This is a genomic window from Mesorhizobium sp. LSJC285A00, from assembly GCF_000503155.1.
Lineage (GTDB): Bacteria > Pseudomonadota > Alphaproteobacteria > Rhizobiales > Rhizobiaceae > Mesorhizobium.
Genome location: NZ_AYVK01000025.1, coordinates 141,813 through 159,023 on the forward strand (window position 1 = coordinate 141,813; position 17,211 = coordinate 159,023).

Genomic DNA, 17,211 nt, shown 5'->3' on the forward strand with positions numbered 1-17,211 from the left:
AATTGCGCCAGCCGGCCAATCCTGAGGCGAACCTTCCCCGCCGAAGCGGGGAAGGTGTCTTGCTGGCCAGGGCTTACTTGGCGTCGTCGATTGCCTTGACCAGTTCGGTCACGGCTTCGTCCGAGGTCTTGATCTGACCGTGGACGAACTTCGAAACGACGTCCTTGTAGGCATTGGCGACCGCCGGAGGCGCGCCATAGCCCTGGGCAAGCGAGCCGAACAGTGTGCCGCCTTCGTTGGCAGCCTTCAGGTCGGCGATGCCCTTCTTGCCGCACGCGTCGAAGTCGGTGTCGGGAACGTCGGTACGGGCGGGAACCGAACCCTTGACGACGTTGAAGGCCGACTGGAAGCTCTTCGACAGGGTGGCGGTGGCCAACGCGACCTGGGCGGCCTTGCGGTCGTCCGGAACGTTGAACATGCCGAACATGTCGGAGTTGTAGACCACCGAGCCTTCCGTGCCCGGGAAGCGATAGCACAGGAAGTCGGTGCCCGGCGTTTTCTTGGCGGCGTTGAACTCGCCCTTGGCCCAGTCACCCATCACCTGCACCAGGGCATCGCCCTTGATGACCATGGCGGTGGCAAGGTTCCAGTCGCGGCCCGAGAAGTTCGGGTCGACATAGGTGACGAGCTTGGCGAGGTTATCGAACGACTTCTTCATCGTGTCCGACTTGAGGGACTCGTCGTCGAGGTCGTTGAAGGCCTTCTTGTAGAACTCAGGTCCGCCGGTCGACAGCACAACCGAGTCGAACATGGTGGCTTCCTGCCAGTTCTGGCCGCCAAGGGCGAGCGGGATGACGCCAGCCGCCTTGGCTTTGTCGAGCAGGGCGACGAAGTCGTCGAAGGTCTTTGGCTCGGTGCCGCCGATCTTGTCCATCACCGCCTTGTTGATCCACAGCCAGTTGACGGAGTGGACGTTGACTGGAGCAGCGACCCACTTGCCGTCATAGACGGAGAACTTCTGCAGGGCTGCCGGAACCGACTTGTCCCAGCCTTCCTTCTTCGCCGTCTCGGTCAGGTCGCCCATCACGCCGGCCGCCGCATAGTCGAGCACGGTGTAGCCGAGCATCTGCGACGCGGTCGGGTAATTGCCGGCCGCGACCATCGCCTTCAGCGCAGTCATGGCGGCGTCGCCGCCACCACCGGCCACCGGCACGTCCTTCCAGGCATAGCCTTCCTTGGCAAGGTCGCCCTTGAGGACATTGAGAGCAGCCGCTTCGCCGCCCGACGTCCACCAATGCAGCATCTGCACTTCCTTGACGTCCTCGGCATGGGCCGAGAAAGCAAAGGCCGTCGCCAGAGCCGTTCCGATAAGCAGTTTGCGCAACATGTTCTACCTCCCTTGTTGCATTACACGACCGGTGGAAGCCCACCGGGTTCTTCCAAACTCAGCCGACCCACCAACCGGTGCGCTGGCCGCGATGAAACTGGATTGTCTTTTCCTCGGTATAATCCTCGACAGCGCGTTTGCCGAGTTCGCGTCCGATGCCGGACTGCTTGTAGCCCCCGAATGGCAACTCGGGAAAGCCTTCCATGAATGTGTTCACCCAAACGGTCCCCGAACGCACACCACGCGCCACCGACATACAAGTGTCGATGCTGGCGCTCCACACCCCTGCAGACAGACCATAGGGCGTGTTGTTGGCGATGTGCAACGCCTTTTCAATCGATCCAAAAGTCAGCACGGAGAGCACCGGGCCGAACACTTCCTCGCGCGCAATAGCCATGTCTTCGGTAACGCCGCGGATGATGGTCGGATCGAGGTACTGGCCGGCATTGGACGCCAATTGGCCGCCACCGCTATAGACATTGCTGCCGTCTTTTGCTGCTGCCGCAACGTAATCTGCGACCTTGGTCAGATGGTCGGCGGAAATCATCGCGCCAACCTTGGTTCGGTCGTCGAGTGGGTCGCCGACCGTTACCTTGGCGGTCAGGGCCTTGACAGTGGCGAGGAAATCGTCGGCGATGGCTTCATGCACGATCAGCCGACTGCCGGCATTGCAGCATTCGCCGGCGTTGAAGAAGCCGCCGAACACTGCTGCGTCAGCGGCCGCCTCGAGATCGGCATCGGGGAAGACGATCTGGCCGTTCTTGCCGCCGAGCTCCATCGAGACTTTCTTCAGCGACTGCGCGGCGGAAGCCATGGTCATCTTGCCGACGCGGGTAGAGCCGGTGAACGACACCATCTCGACCAGCGGATGGCTGACCATCGGCCCCCCGACATCGGCGCCGAGGCCGGCCAGGATGTTGACGACGCCCGCGGGCAGGCCGGCCTGCATCAGGATGTCGCCGAGCACGAAGGTCGAGGCCGAGGTCATTTCGCTCGGCTTGACCACCGCGGTGCAGCCGGCGGCGAGCGCGAAGGGCAGTTTCTGGCTGACGATCAGGAACGGGAAATTCCACGGGGTGATGATCGAGACGACGCCGATCGGCTCGCGCAGGACGACGCCCAGCATGGCGTCGCCGAGATTGGCGTAGCTCTCGCCGTGCAGCGTGCGGGCGAGCGAGGCGGCATAACGCCAGATGTCGACGGCGCCGCCGATCTCGCCACGCGCCTGGGCGATCGGCTTGCCGGACTCCAGCGCATCGAGGCGGGCGATGTCTTCGAGCTGGGCCTCGATCAGGTCGGCCGTCTTGAGCAGGATGGCTGCGCGCTCGGCCGCCTTCGTGCGCGGCCACGGGCCGGTCTCGAATGCCTTGTGCGCGGCCTGCATGGCCGCCTCCACCTCGGCCTCGCCGGCCTGCGCATAGCGCGAAACGGTGAAGCCATGGCCGGGGCTGTTGCGCGCAATCGTGCGGCCGTCACGGGCATCGACATGCTTGCCGTCGATCAGGAGCTTGTAAGCCTTCGGCGCCTTGGACGCCTCGGCCGGCATGGAAATGTTGAGCGGTGCGTTCATCATGCTTTCTCTAGGATCTTGAAAAGGCCGGCTTCTGCTTGGCCTTGAAGGCGCTCACGCCGGCTTTGAGGTCGCCGGTCAGCGCAACGAAGCCGCTGGCGAGCGCCTCGGTGGCGGCCGCACTTTCCTCGCCTTCGGCGACTGCGATCATCAGCTTGGCGGCTTCGGTTGCGAGCGGCCCGCGCCCGGCGATTTTTTCGGCCCAAGTCCTGGCCTCTGCCAGCGCCTGGCCGGTCTCGACCACGCGGTCAACGACGCCGAGGGCAAGCGCGTCGGAGGCGGCAAAGAGCTCGCCGCCGAGTGCCATGCGGCGCACGATCTGCGCACCAAAGCGGCGCACGGCGCGCTGCGTGCCGGACCAACCGGGGACGACGCCGATCGATGTCTCGGGGAAGCCGAGCTTCACCTGCGTTTCGGCGACACGGAAGTCGCAGGCGACCGCCAGCTCCAGCCCGCCACCCAGCGCATGGCCGGAAAGCACCGCGATGGTCGGCTGCCGCAGCCGCGCCAGTCGGTCGAAGACACGGTGCCCGTAGCGCACCCATTGCACCTGAAAGTCGGCAGCGCTCATTTGTGCCCAGGCCTCGACGTCGCCGCCGGCGCAAAAGCCTTTGCCTTCGCCGCGGATCAGCACGACGCGCACGCCTTCAGCCATTTCGGCTTCGTCGAGCGCTGTCTCGAGCGCGCGCAGCATCGGAATGTCCAGCGCGTTGAACTTCTCCGGCCGGCGCAGCGTGACGATGCCGATGGCGCCGTCCTGCTCGAAGGTGACGAGGCGCTCAGCCATGCGCGCCTCCGAGCGAAGCGCCACCATTCAGCGACAGGCCGATCGGCCGGTCCTGATAGAGAGCTGCCGGCGTCACTTTGAGGTCGTTGGCGACTCCGAGCGGTGTTTCGGACTGAGCCAACACATCGCGCTCGAGGTCGACGCCCGGCGCAAGTTCCGTCACCATCAGGCCGTCCGGCGTCAGCTTCATCACGCAACGCTCGGTGACGTAGGTGATGTCCTGCCCTTGTGCGACGGCGCGCTTGCCTGAGAAGGAGATGTGTTCGACCTCGTTGACCACCTTCTTCACCTTGCCTTCCTCGTCGATGCGGATGCCGCCATCGGCGAGCGACAGTTTTGCGCCGGCATTGAAGAAGCCGGAGAAGACGATCTTTTTCGCCCGTGCCGTGATGTCGACAAAGCCGCCGGCCCCGGCGGTGACATGTGGCCGGGCCGAGAGTTTCGACACGTTGACCGAGCCGTGGCGGTCGATCTGCAAGAAGGAGAGCAGCGAGGCATCGAAGCCGCCGGCCTGGAAATAGATGAACTGGTGCGGCGAGGGCATGATCGCCTCGGCATTGGAAGCGCAGCCGAACTTGAAGTCGAGCAGCGGCACGCCGCCGACGGCGCCCTGCTCGATCACCCAGGTGACCTTGCCGTGCTGGCCTTCCTCGAGAAGGATGCGCGGCACGTTGGCCGAGATGCCGAAGCCGATGTTGACCGCCATGCCGTCGCGCAATTCCATGGCGACGCGGCGCGCGATTACTTTCTGGACGTTCATCTCGACGTTGCGGAAGCTGGACAACGGCCGGAAGATTTCGCCCGAAATCGCCGGGTCGTAAGGCGTCAGTGTGGTCTGCAACTGGTCCGGCGCCACCACGATGTGGTCTACCAGCACGCCTGGCACGCGCACGTCATGCGGCTTCAGGGTGCCGTTCTCGACGACGCGCTTGACCTGCGCAATGACGATGCCGCCATTGTTGCGCGCGGCAAGCGCCTGTTCGAGGCCGCCGAGATAGGCGCCCTCATGTTCATAAGTGAGGTTGCCGCGTTCGTCGGCGGAGGTGGCGCGGATGATCGAAATGTTGGGCACGATCGAGCGGAAATAGAGCCATTCCTCGCCGTCGAACTGCTGCACCGAGACGATCGGCTCGCTTGCAGCCGCGTTCATGGCGCAGCCCTGGTGGCGCGGGTCGGCAAAAGTGTCGAGGCCGACCTTGGTCAGCACGCCCGGCCGCTTGGCGGCGGCCTCGCGGTGCATGTCGAACAGGATGCCGGAGGGCACGTTGTAGGCGGCGACCGAATTGTCGCCGATCATCTTCCATATCTGCGGCGGCTCGGACGAGGAGGGGCCCGAGGGATAGGAGCCGCAGAGCGTGCGCTTCAACAGGCCGGGCTTGGCCAGATGGTCGATGCCCTTGATGCCATACATGTCGCCGGCGGCGATCGGGTGCAGCGTGGTGATGTCTTTGGGATGGCCTTCAGCGTCGAAGCGCTCGCCGATGGCGGCCAGCACGGCATCCGGGCAGCCGAGGCCGCTCGATGACGAGACGGAGACGGTCATGCCGTCCTTGATGAGGCTGGCGGCCTGCTGAGCGGAGACGAGCTTGCTCACTTGGCGCTCCCGAGTTTCGGCTCGATGGCAACCGCCTTGCCGGATTTCCCGGACAGCAACGCTGCTTCGGCGCAGGCTAGTGACCAGACGCCGTCCTCGCCGGTGGCGGAGGGCTGGCCCGCGCCGCTAATAGCGGCTTGGAACTGGCGCAGCGACCTGACGTAGAGGTCTTCGCGGTCGAAGCTCAGTTCCTCCTCGCCCTTGGCGGTGCGTAGCAGCACCGAACCGACCGGCTTCTGCGTCATCACATTTTTAGCGATCAGCGAGCCTTCGGAACCATGCACCTCGAAGCCGGTATCGGCGAACTTGGTTGTGAAGCCTTCATGCGACTGGGCAATCAAACCGGACCTGAAGCGCCAGATGCACATGGCACCGTCTTCCAGCCCGCTGCCGGCCATGCCGGCCGACTGGGTGAAGGCCGAAATCTCGATCGGGTCGTCGCCGAGCACGAAGCGCAGCGTGTCGGCATCGTGCACGGTGATGTCGAGCACCACGCCGCCGCCGGCTTCCGGTCTGGTGATGCGCCAGCCCTGCAGGTTCTCCGGCAGATAGACGGCATGGAACACACGCGCGGCAATCGGCTTGCCGATGCGGCCGGCTGATATGGCGTCGCGCATGGCGTGGTGGGCGCCGGCATTGCGCAGATGATGGTTGGTGCCAAGCACCACGCCGGCTGCCTTGGCGGCGGCGACCATTATGCGCGCGTCAGTGCTGTTCAGCGCCAGCGGCTTTTCGCACAGAACGTGCTTTCCCGCCTTGATCGCGGCCAGCGCCTGTTCGAGATGCAGTTCGTTGGTGGTCGAGATGTAGACGGCGTCGATGCCGGCGCCGAGCAGGTCGTCCAGCGTCGAGACGGCAAGCGGAATATTCTGTTCCGCGGCATAAGTCTTGGCGCGCTGCGGGCTGGAGCTCATCACCGCCGCGATCTCGCCACTCTCTTGCGCGCGGATTGCGTTGATCATGAACTGTTTGGCGATCGTGCTGGCGCCGATCAGTCCCCATCTGACGCTCATGCCGCGTCTCCCATTCCTGCTGATGTGTTCTGGGCGCGGCGACCGGGACCGCAGCTGTCCCTGACGACCAGATTGACGGCGCCGATATGGTCCTCGGCATGCGTGGTGCGTGACTGGATCATCTTCAGCATGACGTGGGCGGCGCGTTCGCCGAGGCCGGGTGTGTCGACCGAGACGCTGGTCAGCGCCGGCATATAATGCTCGGCCTCGACCACGTCGTCGAAGCCGACGACGGCAAAGTCCGCGCCGGGCTCCAGCCCGCGCTTGCGCAGCGCCAGCATGACGCCGAAGGCGACGGCGTCGTTGAAGCACAGCGCCGCCGTCGGCGGCTCGGCCATGGCAAGGGCGGTTTCCAGGCACGCGATGCCGCCCCTGCGGCTGGTCTCGCCTTCGACGACAAGCACGTCGCGCCTGGCGATGCCCAATGTTTCGCAAGCTTCACGAAAACCGCCCAGGCGCTCCTGATAGACGACCAGGTCGGAGGTGCCGCCGAAGAAGGCCAGCCGGCGATGGCCCTTGCCGATCAGATGGGCGGCGGCGAGATACGCGCCGCGATGATTGTCAGGCGCGATCACCGGGATGCGGCTGTCCGGCAGGCGGCGCATGGCGAAGACGACCGGCACGCCGGCCGTCTCGATACGGCGGAAGGCACCCGGCGTAGTGCCGCGCGCCGGTGACACGATCAGGCCTGCGACGCCCTGTTCCATCAGGGACTTCAGCACTTCTTCCTGGCGCACCGGGTTCTCCGCCGTGTTGGCGATGAACGGCACGATGCCGGCTGACTGGAAGACGCGCTCCATGCCGACCGCCAGCTCGGCGAAAAAGGGGTTGGTGAGATCGTTGATGACCATGCCGATGACGTTGGAATGGGCTTTGCGCAGATTGGCGGCGCCGCGGTTGTAGACATAGCCGACATCCTCGATCGCCTTGCGAACCTTGACCGCGGTTTCAGGCCGGATCAGCCCTGAGCCTTGCAGCACAAGCGACACCGTCGATTTGGACACACCAGCCTCGCGGGCGATGTCCAGGATCGTTGCCTTGGCCCGGCTGGCCATGTCGGTGGTTTCCTCCGCCTAAATGGGCAAATCTATTGGAACGTTCTAATCACTCTGCCAAACGAGAGTCAATCGGGATTCTTGCGGAGATCGAAAAGGTGATAAATGCGGTTCCCAGCAAGGACTCTTAGCCTTCTTCGGCAGTTGGACCGGTTCAATCGCCGGAATCATAAAGGTTCTTGATTTATTGGAACGTTCCATTTACAGGATGCCGAAAACGGAGGTTGCCATGGATATCACCCTGCCTACGCAGAATGGCGGCCGCGTCAGCTACAAGCTCGCGGGCAGTCCGGTCGAGCCCGTAATCGGTGCGGTTTTCCCGCGCATCGCCTATGCCGCGGCCCATGTCGTCGCCGACCCTTTCGCGATGACCGACCCCTGGTCGAAGCCTGCGGTCGACTGGGACAAGACGATGGCGTTTCGGCATCATTTGTGGCGGCTTGGCTTCCGCATCGCCGAGGCGATGGACACCTCGCAGCGCGGCATGGGTTTCGACTGGGCGAATGCGCAGGAATTGATCCGCCGCTCGATCGCCGAGGCGCGCAGCGTCGAAGGCGCAGACCTCGCCTCGGGCGCCGGCACCGATCATCTGGCGCCGGCCAATTCGAGATCACTCGAAGATGTGATCGCCGCCTATGAGGAGCAGTTCACCTTCATCGAAGGCGAGGGCGGCAAGGCGATCATGATGGCAAGCCGGGCGCTGGCAGCCGTGGCCAAGAGCTCAGATGACTATGTGCACGTCTACGATCGCATCCTCAGCCAGGCATCCGGCAAGGTCATCCTGCATTGGCTGGGCGACATGTTCGATCCGGCACTGAAAGGTTATTGGGGCAGCGGCAATTTCGAGGCCGCGCTCGACACCGTCGTCGCCATCATCGAGCGCCATGCCGGCAAGGTCGAGGGGATAAAGATTTCCCTGCTCGATGCCGGCAAGGAAGTTGCCTTGCGCAACCGGCTGCCGGAAGGCGTCGTCATGTTCACCGGCGACGATTTCAACTATCCCGAACTGATTGCCGGCGACGGGAAGCGGCACTCGCACGCCTTGCTCGGCATATTCGACGCCATCGCGCCGGTCGCCAGCGCGGCGCTGGCGAAACTGGCTGATGGCGACCGCGCCGGCTATGACGCGCTGATGGCGCCGACAGTGCCGTTGTCGCGCAAGATCTTCGAGGCGCCGACCGAGTATTACAAGGCCGGCATCGTCTTCATGGCCTGGCTCAACGGCCATCAGGACCATTTCGCCATGGTCGGCGGCATGCAGTCGGCGCGCGGCATCCTGCACTATGCCGACATCTTCCGCCTTGCCGACCAGGCAGGGTTGCTCGCCGATCCCGAGCTTGCGCTGGCCAGGATGAAGCATTTCTGCGCGGTCGCAGGTGTCTGAGAACAACGCTTCGCCTGGGTGAAAAGTATCTCCCGTACGGGGGATTTGCGTTCTCGCGCCAAATCTGTATTCGGTTGCCGGGATTGGATGCGGACGGAGCGGCAATGACGGAAAAAGTGGCGCTCATCACCGGTGTAACCGGGCAGGACGGGGCCTATCTCGCAGAATTGCTTCTGCAGAAGGGCTATATTGTCCATGGCGTCAAACGCCGCTCGTCCTCGTTCAACACCGAGCGCGTTGACGACATCTATGTCGATCCGCACGAGCGCGGTGCGCGTTTCTTCCTGCATTATGGCGACCTGACCGACGCGACCAACCTCATTCGCCTGGTGCAGGAGACACAGCCCGGCGAGATCTACAATCTCGGCGCCCAGAGTCATGTCCAGGTGAGTTTCGAGACGCCGGAATACACCGGCAATGCCGATGCGCTGGGAACACTCAGGCTGCTCGAGGCGATCCGCATTCTGCGCCTGGAGAAGTCGGTGCGTTTCTATCAGGCCTCGACCTCGGAGCTCTACGGCAAGGCGCGCGAGGTCCCGCAAAGCGAGGCGACGCCCTTCCATCCGCGCTCGCCCTATGCCGCGGCCAAGCTTTACGCCTACTGGATCACGGTCAACTACCGCGAGGCTTACGGCATGTTCGCCGCCAACGGCATCCTGTTCAACCACGAAAGCCCGACACGCGGCGAGACCTTCGTCACCCGCAAGATCACGCGGGCCGTCGCCTCGATCCATCACGGCCTTCAGGCCACGCTCTATCTCGGCAATCTCGACGCCAAGCGTGACTGGGGCCATGCGCGCGACTATGTGGAGGGCATGTGGCGCATTCTGCAGCACAGTGAAGCCGACGATTTCGTGCTGGCGACCGGTGAGGCGCATTCGGTGCGCGAATTCGTCGAACTGGCTTTTGCCGAAACCGGACGCACCATCCGCTGGCAAGGCGAGGGTGTCGATGAAGTCGGTGTCGATGCCGGTTCGGGCACTGTCCTGGTGCGCATCGATGCGCGCTATTTCCGGCCGACCGAGGTCGACCTGCTGCTCGGCGACCCCGCCAAGGCCAAAGCCAGGCTGGGGTGGTCGCACACGACCGGCTTCAGGGATCTGGTGGCGGAAATGGTGCAGGCCGATCTGGCGCGCACCGCCGGCGGCACGCGGCAGAACAGCCGTTCTGCGTGAGGCAGGTTCATGGACGCGACATTTGATCTGAAAGGCGAGCGTGTCTTCGTCGCCGGGCATCGCGGCATGGTCGGTTCGGCCGTCGTGCGCCGGCTGGCGAGCGAGGACTGCGAGATACTCACCGTATCGCGCGACAGGCTCGACCTGCTCGACCAGGCAGGGGTGCGGCGCTGGATGGCCGAGCACAGGCCGGATGCGGTGGTGATGGCGGCCGCCAAAGTCGGCGGTATCCTGGCCAATGACCGGTTCCCTGTCGATTTCCTGCAGCAAAACCTGGTTATGCAGGGCAATGTCATTGACGGCGCCTTTCGCAGCGAGGTCGGCAAGCTTTTGTTTCTCGGCTCGTCCTGCATCTATCCAAAGCTCGCGCCGCAGCCGATCAGGGAAGACGCGCTGCTGACCGGTCCGCTCGAACCCACCAATGAATGGTATGCGATCGCCAAGATCGCCGGGCTCAAACTGTGCCAGGCCTATCGGCGCCAGCATGGCGTCGACTACATCTCGGCGATGCCGGCCAACCTTTACGGTCCTGGCGACAATTTCGATCTCCAGTCCAGCCATGTCGTGCCGGCCCTGATGCGAAAGGCGCATGCGCTGGCGCTGAGCGGCGGCAACAGCCTCGAGGTCTGGGGCTCGGGCACGCCACGGCGTGAATTCCTGCATGTCGACGACGCCGCCGATGCCTTGGTCTGGCTGTTGAAGAATTATGCCGGCGACAGCCACGTCAATGTCGGTTCGGGCGAGGATGTCACCATTGCCGAGCTTGCCCAGACCGTCGCATCGGTCGCCGGCGTCGAGGCTGATATCGCCTTCGATACGACCAAGCCAGATGGCACGCCGCGCAAGTTGATGGATGTTTCGCGGCTGTTTGCGACGGGATGGCGCCCGCGCTACGCGCTTCGCGATGGATTGGAACAGACATATGCGTGGTTTCTCAACCATATTGAGAAGGGTGATGTCCGCCTCGGCGCGGCCTGATTCCAATTTTCCTTGAACCATTTCGCTGCCGCCCGCGACCAAGCGGTGTGTAGCAAACACGGTCCATCAAGGAGAACGTCAATGTTTATCACTTCAAGAAACGCATTTCTCGCCGCCATCGCGGTTTCGGTGCTGGCAGGGTGTCAGACGGCACCGCCGAGGGAATGCGAGAAGACCAAGCCCGGTGTCACCTACAACGGCAAATGCTGCGGCATCGGCACACCGTGCCGTGAAGGCAACAACACCCCTCATGACAAGCCCGACAGGCCCGATCCGCGGCCACAGTGATCCGCGAGCCAGAAACGTCCCGGCACGTGCCGGGACGTTTCGCCCCCGACAGGGTGGATTTACGGATCGCAAGGCCGCTACCCGGTTCCTTGCTGGCCGGCATTTGAATACGAAACGGGACGGCGGGGCAGTAGACGATGCGGTCGCGCAGATCGCGCGAAAACTTCCCGCCGGATCTGTACTTCAAGGGGCTGTTCGACTGTTCGAAGGGAAGGTCCCGTAGAAACTCAGATTTCGCTTTCCGTCGATGCGAAGGATGCTACTAAAAAAAATTCGAGATGCTCTTGAACTCATTTGGGGCGCCTCCTAATTCGATTTCCGCCAAGGCCATAAGGCTCGGCAAAAAATGGCGGCGCCGCACGGGGCGGCGTCCTTGTACCCATGTTGCTTCAAGGAGGATGTGGCTATGAGAACCTTTGATACCCTCTATCGGACCACCGTCGGTTTCGACCGGCTTTTCGACATGCTCGACAGCGGCACGCGTCCAGACTGGCCGCCCTATAACATCGAGAAGGTCGACGAGAACGATTACCGTATCTCGATGGCCATCGCAGGCTTCAGCCAGGATGAGGTTGAGCTGACCCAGCATGGACCCGAACTGGTCGTGGTAGGCCAGAAGGCTGATGATCAGAGCGGACGCCAGCTGCTGCACCAGGGCATCGCCTATCGCAGTTTCAGGCAGACGTTCAAGCTTGCCGACCACATGAAGATCAAGGCAGCCAAACTGGAGAATGGCCTCCTCTCGATCGACATCGTCCGTGAGATTCCCGAAGAGCTGAAACCGCGCCGCATTAGCATCGGCGTCGGCGACACGCCGACGGCCGCCACTCAGATCACGCAAGACACGGACCGCGCGCGTAAAGCCGCGTAATCCTGTCGATCTGTCACACTTTGAACTGCGGGTCCGCCTCCCGGTTCCGGCCGGGAGGCTGTGATTGCGGAGAAACGAAGATGATCACTGCAGGACGTACTGGCGCGCCTCTGTCGCGCGCCTGCAGTTGGCCTGGACCGCGCAAACCATGAAACTCAATGGTTCGTTCAATTTGGAGGATCATATGAACGATCGGATGTTTGACAGCGCCGTTTTCGTGAAAAGCGGCGACAACCTTGTTCAGGAAATCACGTGTCTCGAGGACGCTCTGGAGTTCCTCTATGAATGGCCAAAGGACAGGCGCGGCCCCATTCACCAAACCGCATTGCGGGCCTGCCAGCGAGCTTTCGATAGCGATTATCCGCTTTCCGCAGCCAGAGACGCGTTCAGCGGTTTTGCGAAAGCAGCCAGAATCCTTGAGGAAGTATCCACGACAATGCCGTGGATGATGGGCAGAGGTGGCGAAGGCGGAGGAGTGACTGCCTAAAGCGCGTCGCGAAACGGATTCATGCGACACGCTTTAAGTCTTTGTTTTGATGCATGTCGTTGTCCCAGAACCGCGGCATACTTCTGGGTGACATGCATTAGGAAAGGAGGTCATGATGCTATCGAAACCTTTTGAAAAGCCAGTCCGGGTGTGGGTGGGATTGGGCTTTCCCCGCCAACTCAACACGGTCGCAGATGCCTATCAATTCGCATCCGAATGGTGTGGCAACAGCCCGGAGCAGAGAGCTGCTATTCGCGCTTGCAAAGCCGCTCTGATTGGCGATGTGGAACCCGAGACAGCACGAGGCGTCTTCGTCGCGTTCGCTCGCAAGAAGGATATTCTTATGGAGGACGGCATCGAGCCTGCGCCTTCAAGGACGCTAAGCCCGCACCACGTCTAAAGCGCGTCGCGTTTGAACGAGGCGGCTGCCACAAGCGGTGGCCGCCTTACCGGCTAAGTTGTCGAAGGGGTGCGCCAAAAACGGGCTTGGCCAAGTTATCGAAAGGATGGTGGGCGTGACAGGGATTGAACCTGTGACCCCTGCAATGTCAATGCAGTGCTCTCCCGCTGAGCTACACGCCCATCCGAAGCCGCGCATACACCATTTTTGGTCCAGCGCGTCAATAGCCGGAAAGGGAAAGAAAGGCTCGTTTTGTCGCGCCGCCGACGAAGCGGCGAGATCACACTGTGCGTGCTTCAGGCGGCCTGCAGCATTTTTTCGACCTCGTTGACGAGATCGCGCAGGTGGAAGGGCTTGGACAGCACCTTGGCGTCTTTCGGCGCCTTGGAATCGGGGTTGAGCGCGACGGCCGCGAAACCGGTGATGAACATCACCTTCAGGTCGGGATCGATCTCGGTGGCGCGGCGGGCGAGTTCGATGCCGTCCATCTCCGGCATGACGATATCGGTCAGCAGCAGGGAGAAAGGTTCTTCGCGCAGCCGCTCGTAGGCGCTGGCGCCATTGTCGAAATCGCTGACGTGGTAGCCGGCCCGCTCCAGTGCCTTGACCAGGAACCGGCGCATGTCGTCGTCGTCTTCCGCCAGCAGAATGCGTGCCATCTTGTCCCGTCCGAATCACCCCAGCCAAGCCTGCCGTCCGGCAAGCCCGTTAACCATCCTGTATATGAGGAGCTGACGGTAAACATCAAGTGAACGTTGGCGGCATTAATCCTGATTTGACGGGGTTCCTGACATGCCGAAATGCTGGACATGCGGCCGATGAGGTGGCAGTTTCCCATCATGATGCATTGCTGTTTCCGGGTTCGTTCAAATTGACGACGGCAGCCGAAGATTTTTCGGTCGTTCCACCCTTCGAAATCCGATCGGGCGCCGAGCAGCGCGTTCCCTTCGTCTTCAACTCACCGCATAGCGGCCGCTATTATCCAGACCGCTTCCTGGCCATGGCGCGGCTCGACCGGAACGCCATCCGCCGCTCCGAGGATTGCTATGTCGACGAGCTGTTCGGCAGCGCGGTGGTGCTGGGCGCGCCGATGCTGGCGGCGAATTTTCCGCGCGCCTACCTCGACGTCAATCGCGAACCCTGGGAACTCGACCCGCGCATGTTCGCCGAGCCGGTGCCGTCCTTCTGCAACATCCGCTCGGCGCGCGTTGCCGGCGGGCTCGGCACCGTGCCCAAGCTGGTGGGTGAGGGGCTCGACATCTATTCCGGCCGTCTGCCGCTGGCGGAGGCCGTCCAGCGCATAGAGGCGGTCTACAAACCCTATCACGAGACGCTGAAGCGGCTATTGACCAGAACCCATGCCAGGTTCGGCTATGCCGTGCTGATCGACTGCCATTCGATGCCGGCGAGCATCAGGGTGGGCGACAGCGGCCTGCGGCCGGATTTCATCGTCGGCGACCGTTTCGGCATCTCGGCCACGGCAGCCCTGACCGAGACGGCGATCGGCCTGCTCATCGGCATGGGCTACACCGTCGCCCACAACAAACCCTATGCAGGCGGCTTCATCACCGAGCATTACGGCCGGCCGGCGCGCCATCTGCATGCGCTGCAGATCGAGGTCAATCGCGGCCTCTACATGAATGAGCGGACGTTCCAGAAATCGGCCGGCTTCGATGCGCTGGCCGACGATATGGCGCGCTTTTCGGCCGACCTGATGGCGATGCCCGACCACCACTTCGTCGACCTGCCGCTGGCCGCCGAATGACGCCGGGGCGGCGGCTGTTCATGAGATCCCGCGCTGGCCATCCCGCAGCGTAAAAAAAGACCGCATCGTTTGCACGACACGGTCGAAGTCTAGGGAGGAAACGCCCAAGGAGGGCATGGACAGGAAAACCTGTCCGAGAACAAATTTATTGTGCGATGCACAAATGTCAATCGATCCCACGCTTTTTTAATTCACTCTGATGTGAAAATGCGTTTCGATGGTCCCGATGTGTGACATTTCGGCAACGATGATGTCTCTGATAAATCGATAAACCGGCTTGTTTTGGCGGGAAAGTGCCGCCAGACCGGTTGGCACTCTGCAATGCGGGAGAATCACGTGGACATCAGCATCGATTTCATGCGCCGGATCGCGCAAGCGGCGGCGGCTGAAACCTTGCCGCGTTTCCGCGCACAGGGCGCGGTGGCCAACAAGGAAAAAGGCAGTTTCGACCCGGTCACCGAGGCCGACCGCGAGGCCGAGCGCGCCATCCGGGCGCTGATCTCGGCTGAGTATCCCGATCACGGTATCCTCGGCGAAGAACATGGCAGCGAAAACATCTCCTCAAGGCATGTCTGGGTGATCGATCCGATCGATGGCACCCGCGCCTTCATCTCAGGCTTGCCGGTGTGGGGAACGCTGGTCGGATTGACGGTCGACGGTGACGCCGTCGCCGGCATGATGGCGCAGCCCTTCACCGGCGAGCTGTTCTACGCCAACGCTTCCGGCTCCCACTACGAAGGCCCCGGCGGGCCGCGGAAGCTGTCGACCCGCAAGAGGACGAAGCTTGACGAGGCGACCTTGTTCACCACCACGCCGGCGCTTTTCAAGGGCGAGGCGCGCACCCGCTACGACGCGTTCGAGAAACAGATCCAGCTCGCCCGCTACGGCGCCGATTGCTACGCCTTTGCCATGATTGCCTCGGGCAGCGTCGACATCGTCGCCGATCCCGGATTGAAACCCTACGACATCGTGGCGCTGATCCCGATCATCGAAAAGGCCGGCGGCGTCGTCACCACATTCGAGGGCGGTCCGGCGGAAAAGGGCGGCGACATCCTGGCCGCCGCAACGCCGGAGCTTCACGCGGCTGCAATGGCAGCCCTGCGGGGCTGATAGTCGACCCGATCAGCGCGGCTTGATCGAGCGCTGGAATTCCGCCGGCGTTCGCCCGTAGACCTGCCTGAACGCTGAGCTGAAATGGCTGTGGCTGGAGAAGCCGAGGTCCAGGCCGAGCGTGGTCAGATTGTCGTAGCGGCCAAGCAGGTCGAGCGCGCGCGCCAGCCGCAGGCGCAGATGGTAGCGATAGAGCGGCATCGCCTCGACCTGCTGGAAAACCTGCGTGAGATAAACCGGTGATACCCCGACTTCAGCGGCGATCTCGGCCAGCGTCCAGCGCCGCGAAAGATCCGAGGACAGGACGAGCTTGGCGCGATCGACCAGCTTCTGCCGGCCAGCGCTTGCGCCGGCGGCATGCGAGGTGCGCTCGCCGAGGGAGCGCCGCACCAGCGTCAGCGCCAGGGTTTCGGCCTCCAGCGTTTCGGCAATGTTGCGGCTCAGGCTGTGGCGCAGCACCGCCACCAGCGCCTGAGCCCGCGGGTCAATACGGCGGCGCTGGCGACGAAACGCCACGGCGCTGCCCGAGCGCAACTGCTCCTTCGGCGTCAGCTCCTGCAGTTGCGCCTCCTCGACAACGAGATCGAGGCAGGAATCGCCACCCTCGACGGGATGGCTGATCCGGTAGCCTTCGGCGTTGTTGAAGAACAACAACTGGTTGGCTTCGGCGACCGCATCGTTGCGGCCGACATGGCGCACGAAGACGCCGCGATAGGGAAACACAAGATGCGTGGCAGCGGTGCACTCTTCTTCGCTCTTGTGCCGGCATTCGCCGCTGCACACGACATCCCTCACCCTGACGGTGCCGGTGTCCAGAAGCGTCTGTACCGTGAACTGCGACATGGTGAGCTGAGACATGGCCGTTGCATTCTACCCTTGCGCCGAAAGCTGCTCCGGCACATTAGGCGATTGGCTTGTCCAAACCTGTCAGGACACTTCACCTGTCGGGCCCTTCGTACGGCCATGGCTCAGTCCCACAAACGGCGCATGTATTCGCAGTGAGCGTCGCTGCGCGACAGGCCGATGTCCTTGAGCTGTTCGTCGGTCATTTCGAGCAAGGCAAGGCGGCTTCGGCGCCTTTCCAGTTGACGGCCGATCCAGTTGGCCGCCGCGATGCCTTGTGTCCGCAAGGACCGCCGGAACGTCGCGGTTTGAGTTGTCGGCTGATGTGCGAGGCATTGCGCTGCATGATCGGGGCGCATCGCTCAGGCTTCCCTGTTGCCGGCGCCGGCCACTGAGGCGCCGGCTTCGTTCAGCGCAATCGCGCATTCCTCGCAGCAGACCTCGACGGTCTTGCCGCCGACCTTGACGCGGATCGGATTGGCGTCCAGCTGGCAATCGCAGGCAGCGCAGGTTTTCTCGGTCATGACGTCATCTCCTTGGCGTTCGGTTCGACGCGGAGAGATG

Annotated in this window: 19 protein-coding genes and 1 tRNA gene; 9 read left to right on the forward strand and 11 right to left on the reverse strand. The window is 62.9% G+C overall.

Annotated features, from left to right (window positions below; translation table 11 throughout):
• Window positions 1-73 precede the first annotated feature (73 nt).
• From X726_RS149135 to X726_RS149110, 6 genes are read right to left on the reverse strand one after another with little or no spacing between them, the layout of a single operon-like run.
• The gene (locus X726_RS149135) at window positions 74-1,327 is read right to left on the reverse strand and encodes an ABC transporter substrate-binding protein (protein ID WP_027049809.1); all 1,254 of its coding nucleotides are present in this window, start codon (window positions 1,325-1,327) and stop codon (window positions 74-76) included.
• A gap of 58 nt (window positions 1,328-1,385) precedes the next feature.
• Window positions 1,386-2,897 carry an aldehyde dehydrogenase family protein gene (locus X726_RS149130; protein ID WP_023671184.1) on the reverse strand — a complete coding sequence of 504 codons (1,512 nt, stop codon included), beginning with the start codon at window positions 2,895-2,897 and terminating at the stop codon, window positions 1,386-1,388.
• Between the two features lie 10 nt (window positions 2,898-2,907).
• Window positions 2,908-3,684 (reverse strand): enoyl-CoA hydratase/isomerase family protein, encoded by a 777-nt coding sequence (locus X726_RS149125; protein ID WP_023671185.1) that lies wholly within the window; start codon window positions 3,682-3,684, stop codon window positions 2,908-2,910.
• Entirely contained in the window at window positions 3,677-5,278 is a 1,602-nt protein-coding gene (locus X726_RS149120) for an acyl CoA:acetate/3-ketoacid CoA transferase (protein WP_023671186.1), read from the reverse strand. Before X726_RS149120 ends, X726_RS149125 begins: the two co-directional genes overlap by 8 nt.
• Window positions 5,275-6,291 (reverse strand): Gfo/Idh/MocA family oxidoreductase, encoded by a 1,017-nt coding sequence (locus tag X726_RS149115; RefSeq protein ID WP_023671187.1) that lies wholly within the window; start codon window positions 6,289-6,291, stop codon window positions 5,275-5,277. The genes X726_RS149120 and X726_RS149115 overlap by 4 nt, the downstream gene beginning before the upstream one ends.
• On the reverse strand, window positions 6,288-7,346 hold the full coding sequence (locus X726_RS149110; protein ID WP_023671188.1) for a LacI family DNA-binding transcriptional regulator: 1,059 nt from the start codon (window positions 7,344-7,346) through the stop codon (window positions 6,288-6,290). Before X726_RS149110 ends, X726_RS149115 begins: the two co-directional genes overlap by 4 nt.
• A gap of 229 nt (window positions 7,347-7,575) precedes the next feature.
• On the opposite strand from X726_RS149110, the gene X726_RS149105 reads away from it, so the two are divergent.
• The 7 genes from X726_RS149105 to X726_RS149080 all read left to right on the forward strand — a co-directional run bounded on the left by X726_RS149105 (window position 7,576) and on the right by X726_RS149080 (window position 12,929).
• Window positions 7,576-8,730: a dihydrodipicolinate synthase family protein gene (locus X726_RS149105; RefSeq protein ID WP_023671189.1), complete on the forward strand. Its 1,155-nt coding sequence runs from the start codon at window positions 7,576-7,578 to the stop codon at window positions 8,728-8,730.
• A 104-nt stretch (window positions 8,731-8,834) separates the two neighbouring features.
• Window positions 8,835-9,905 (forward strand): GDP-mannose 4,6-dehydratase, encoded by a 1,071-nt coding sequence (gene gmd / locus X726_RS149100; protein ID WP_023671190.1) that lies wholly within the window; start codon window positions 8,835-8,837, stop codon window positions 9,903-9,905.
• Window positions 9,906-9,914: 9 nt separating this feature from the next.
• Window positions 9,915-10,883 carry a GDP-L-fucose synthase gene (locus tag X726_RS149095; RefSeq protein ID WP_023671191.1) on the forward strand — a complete coding sequence of 323 codons (969 nt, stop codon included), beginning with the start codon at window positions 9,915-9,917 and terminating at the stop codon, window positions 10,881-10,883.
• Window positions 10,884-10,964: 81 nt separating this feature from the next.
• Entirely contained in the window at window positions 10,965-11,171 is a 207-nt protein-coding gene (locus tag X726_RS1000000169280; protein ID WP_023710933.1) for a hypothetical protein, read from the forward strand.
• Window positions 11,172-11,577: 406 nt separating this feature from the next.
• Window positions 11,578-12,042, forward strand: coding sequence for an Hsp20 family protein (locus X726_RS149090; RefSeq protein ID WP_023671192.1), 465 nt, complete (start codon window positions 11,578-11,580; stop codon window positions 12,040-12,042).
• A 64-nt stretch (window positions 12,043-12,106) separates the two neighbouring features.
• Window positions 12,107-12,529 (forward strand): DUF982 domain-containing protein, encoded by a 423-nt coding sequence (locus X726_RS149085; protein WP_306413578.1) that lies wholly within the window; start codon window positions 12,107-12,109, stop codon window positions 12,527-12,529.
• Between the two features lie 112 nt (window positions 12,530-12,641).
• Window positions 12,642-12,929, forward strand: a complete 288-nt coding sequence (locus tag X726_RS149080; protein WP_031197745.1) for a DUF982 domain-containing protein — start codon at window positions 12,642-12,644, stop codon at window positions 12,927-12,929.
• Between the two features lie 107 nt (window positions 12,930-13,036).
• Here X726_RS149080 and X726_RS149075 read toward each other — a convergent pair.
• Both X726_RS149075 and X726_RS149070 read right to left on the reverse strand, forming a co-directional pair.
• Window positions 13,037-13,111 (reverse strand) — tRNA-Val (locus X726_RS149075).
• A gap of 114 nt (window positions 13,112-13,225) precedes the next feature.
• Entirely contained in the window at window positions 13,226-13,588 is a 363-nt protein-coding gene (locus X726_RS149070; RefSeq protein WP_023671195.1) for a response regulator, read from the reverse strand.
• A gap of 164 nt (window positions 13,589-13,752) precedes the next feature.
• Between X726_RS149070 and X726_RS149065 the strand changes: the two genes are divergently transcribed.
• Window positions 13,753-14,694, forward strand: coding sequence for an N-formylglutamate amidohydrolase (locus X726_RS149065; RefSeq protein WP_023671196.1), 942 nt, complete (start codon window positions 13,753-13,755; stop codon window positions 14,692-14,694).
• 336 nt (window positions 14,695-15,030) lie between these two features.
• Window positions 15,031-15,804, forward strand: coding sequence for a histidinol-phosphatase (gene hisN, locus X726_RS149060; protein ID WP_023671197.1), 774 nt, complete (start codon window positions 15,031-15,033; stop codon window positions 15,802-15,804).
• A gap of 12 nt (window positions 15,805-15,816) precedes the next feature.
• Here hisN and X726_RS149055 read toward each other — a convergent pair whose 3' ends face one another.
• The 3 genes from X726_RS149055 to X726_RS1000000171170 form a co-directional block, all read right to left on the reverse strand.
• On the reverse strand, window positions 15,817-16,647 hold the full coding sequence (locus X726_RS149055; protein WP_023671198.1) for an AraC family transcriptional regulator: 831 nt from the start codon (window positions 16,645-16,647) through the stop codon (window positions 15,817-15,819).
• A 125-nt stretch (window positions 16,648-16,772) separates the two neighbouring features.
• Window positions 16,773-17,006, reverse strand: a complete 234-nt coding sequence (locus X726_RS149050; RefSeq protein ID WP_023671199.1) for a DUF1127 domain-containing protein — start codon at window positions 17,004-17,006, stop codon at window positions 16,773-16,775.
• 3 nt (window positions 17,007-17,009) lie between these two features.
• Window positions 17,010-17,171 (reverse strand): hypothetical protein, encoded by a 162-nt coding sequence (locus tag X726_RS1000000171170; protein ID WP_023671200.1) that lies wholly within the window; start codon window positions 17,169-17,171, stop codon window positions 17,010-17,012.
• Between the last annotated feature and the right edge of the window lie 40 nt (window positions 17,172-17,211).